General features: G+C 61.1%; 2 protein-coding genes. Both read left to right on the top strand.

From position 1 onward, the window contains the following. The first annotated feature begins 186 nt into the window (after positions 1–186). Positions 187–1440 (top strand): IS256 family transposase, encoded by a 1254-nt coding sequence (locus FYJ24_RS12215; protein ID WP_154487590.1) that lies wholly within the window; start codon positions 187–189, stop codon positions 1438–1440. 636 nt (positions 1441–2076) lie between these two features. Continuing rightward, on the top strand, positions 2077–3348 hold the full coding sequence (gene ltrA, locus FYJ24_RS12210) for a group II intron reverse transcriptase/maturase (protein WP_062376020.1): 1272 nt from the start codon (positions 2077–2079) through the stop codon (positions 3346–3348). Positions 3349–3351: the final 3 nt, after the last annotated feature.

Genomic DNA, 3351 nt, shown 5'->3' with positions numbered 1-3351 from the left:
ACTGCATCTCGCTTGTAGTGCCAATTTTGAAAACGCGTTTCTAGGGTAAGCGTTCATTCCACGACGTAGTTGACCTACTTCACGTCGAGTTAAGCTCAAGTCTGGTGTATGGGAGGAGGTAGGAAGGGTGGCGTATCCTGTTGATTGATCACGACCAAGATCTCAACCAACACGAGTGGATACGCCATGACCGATTCTACCCTCCGGGCTCTTTCACAACCAGAACCCCAGGTCACTGACCCGCTGCACGAGCTGCTGCGACGAGGTGCCCGTGACCTGATCGCCAAGGCCGTCGAGGCCGAGCTGGCCACCTTCCTGGCGCAGTATGCCGATCAGCGGCTCGACGATGGACGTCAGGCCGTGGTCCGCAACGGCTACCTGCCCGAGCGCACGGTCCAGACCGGGATTGGGGATGTCAGCGTGCAGGTGCCCAAGGTGCGTGACCGCAGCGGCGGTGGTGCTCGCTTCAACAGCAGCCTGCTGCCGCCCTACCTGAAGCGGGCCCGCAGCATCGAGGAACTGATCCCCTGGCTCTACCTGAAGGGGATTTCCACTGGCGACTACCAGGAGGCGCTGGCGGCGCTGCTGGGCGACCAGGCCAAGGGGCTCTCGGCCAACACGGTGTCTCGGCTCAAGAAACAGTGGGAAGACGAGCATACCGAGTGGCGGCAGCGTGACCTGTCAGACCGTCGCTACGTCTACTGGTGGGCCGACGGCGTGTACAGCAACGTGCGCATGGATGACCGCCTGTGTCTGCTGGTGATCATCGGCGTCACGGAGCAGGGCCGCAAGGAGCTGGTGGCCGTCGAGGACGGCTTCCGTGAGTCGGCAGACAGCTGGGAAACGCTGCTGACGGGGCTGCGAGAGCGCGGTCTGACTCAAGCCCCCAAGCTGGCGGTGGGCGACGGTGCCATGGGGTTCTGGTTGGCGCTGAGCAAGATCTACCCGGAAACCGACCATCAGCGCTGCTGGGTCCACAAGACCGCTAACGTGCTGAACAAGCTGCCGAAATCAGTGCAGCCCAAGGTCAAGGCCGACCTCCATGACATCTGGATGGCCGAGACCCGCTTTGATGCGCACAAGGCCTTCGATCGCACGTTGAAACGCTTCGAGGCCAAGTACCCCAAGGCGATGGCGTGCCTGGCCAAGGATCGGGACGAGCTGCTGGCGTTCTACGACTATCCAGCAGAGCACTGGGTGCATATCCGCACCACCAACCCGATCGAGTCGACCTTCGCCACGGTCCGTCTACGGAGCAAGCGCAGCCGGAACTGCGGATCCCGGGCGACGACCCTGGCGATGGTCTTCAAGCTGCTCCAGAGCGCCGAGAAACGCTGGAAGCGCATCAAGGGGTTCAGCAAGCTGGAGCTGGTCGTGAACAACGTCCGGTTTCAGGATGGGGAGCAGGTAACCGATCAATCAGACAGGACTGCCGCCTGACTGCCATCCACCAGATTTGAGTGCGCCAGGCAAAGCCTGGACATCCGGGAAACCGAGAAGGTGGAAAGGATGTCGTGAAACCCAGTGGGTGAAAGTCCCACCCGGCCAAGGCTAGCCACCAGCCGGCAGCGAGTGTTGCGTGGTGTCGGGTAACCGCCGCTGCGAAGCGTACACAGCGAGTGGATAGGCCGTGTGATAGAGCCCCGAAATTGTGGTAGTGGCAGTCGCCGACAGTTTTCAAATGCTGGAAGGCAACACGACCCTGCCGTATGGCTTGGCAGGGAAGGGCCGCCGGGGTCGAAGAGCAGGGCATGTCCATACAGGGGTTTCCCAGGAACCTGGGAGGCCCATTTCCCTCCTCCGATCTAACGCTATCAGGTACGGGAGCCACCTGCCCCCAAGCTCCCTGGCCCAGCACTGCAGTGACTGGCGGTGATGGGAGCGAAACAACAGCCACTCAGGAGGTACGGTACGGCGAGTGTAGCGAGCCGGCCAGATGGGGTAATGGGAGTCGGAGTCGCTCATAGTACCGAAGAAGGCGGGGAACCTACTCGACGGGACCCGCTGGAGGGAAGGGGCGGCCAATCATCAGAACTGCACGAGGGCAACATGACAGGTGCACAGGAACCTGAGGTCATGTCCACGAAACAAGTGCGGATAGCATCGCTGGCAGAGCGTTTTCCGCAGCGTGCCTTCACGTCACTGTCGCATCATATCGACGCCCAGTGGCTGAAAACGGCCTACCTCATGACGCGCCATGACGGTGCGGTCGGGATTGATGGCCAGACGGCGGACGACTTCGCGCGCGGCTTCGAGATCAATATCCAGCGCTTGCTGGAAGAGGCCAAGAGCGGGTGTTACCGGGCGCCGCCGGTGCGGCGTGTCCATATCCCCAAAGGGGATGGGCGTACCACACGGCCGATCGGCATTCCCACCTTTGAAGACAAGGTCCTGCAACGTGCCGTGGTGTCCCTACTGGAGCCTCTCTACGAGCATGACTTCCTGGATTGTTCGTACGGCTTTCGGCCGGGGCGCTCGGCACACCAGGCCATCAAGACGGTGTGGGACGGCCTGTCGTCGATGGGAGGTGGCTGGGTCATCGACCTGGACATCAAGGCCTTCTTCGACACGATCGACCACCGGCACCTGCGAGCGTTTCTGCAGCAACGAGTGAAGGACGGTGTGATCCTTCGCCTGATCGGCAAGTGGCTCAAGGCCGGAGTACTGGAGGCTGGGCAGTGGCAGAAGGGAGTAGTCGGCAGCCCACAGGGCGGGGTCATTTCCCCATTGCTGGCGAACCTCTATCTCCACTATGTACTGGACGAGTGGTTTGAGAAAGACGTCAAGCCACGCCTGCGAGGACGCGCATTTGAGGTACGTTTCGCCGACGATGCCGTGCTCGCATTCAGCAGTGAAGCTGACGCCCGCAAGGTGCTGGAAGTACTGCCCAAGCGCTTCGCGCGCTTCGGCCTCACCCTGCACCCGACCAAGACCCGCCTGGTGAGGTTCCGCCCGTATCGTGAGCAGCGTGCCGAAACCTTCGACTTTCTGGGCTTCACCCACTACTGGGGGAAGTCACGCCGCGGGCTCTTGGTTATCAAGCGCAAGACGGCGAAGGATAGGTTTCGGCGTGGGCTCAAGCACATCTCGCAGTGGTGCCGGTGGAATCGTCACCTGCCGATCCGGGAACAGCATGAGAAGTTGAGTCGTAAGATCCAAGGTCACGTTGCCTACTACGGTATTCGCGGCAATATGCGATCCATACAGACGTTTCGCCATCGGGTGAAGTGGTGCTGGATCAAATGGCTGAGCCGGCGATCCCAGAAGGCAAGGATTGTGTGGCGGAATGCGCTTCAACTCTTTAAGTTACTGCCGTTTCCCAAGGCGAGGATCGTTCACCCATGCTGATCC

This window comes from Scrofimicrobium canadense (assembly GCF_009696615.1).
Classification (GTDB): Bacteria; Actinomycetota; Actinomycetes; order Actinomycetales; family Actinomycetaceae; genus Scrofimicrobium; species Scrofimicrobium canadense.
Note: the sequence above shows the minus strand (reverse complement) of the source record. Positions and strands in the feature narration are given on the sequence as shown.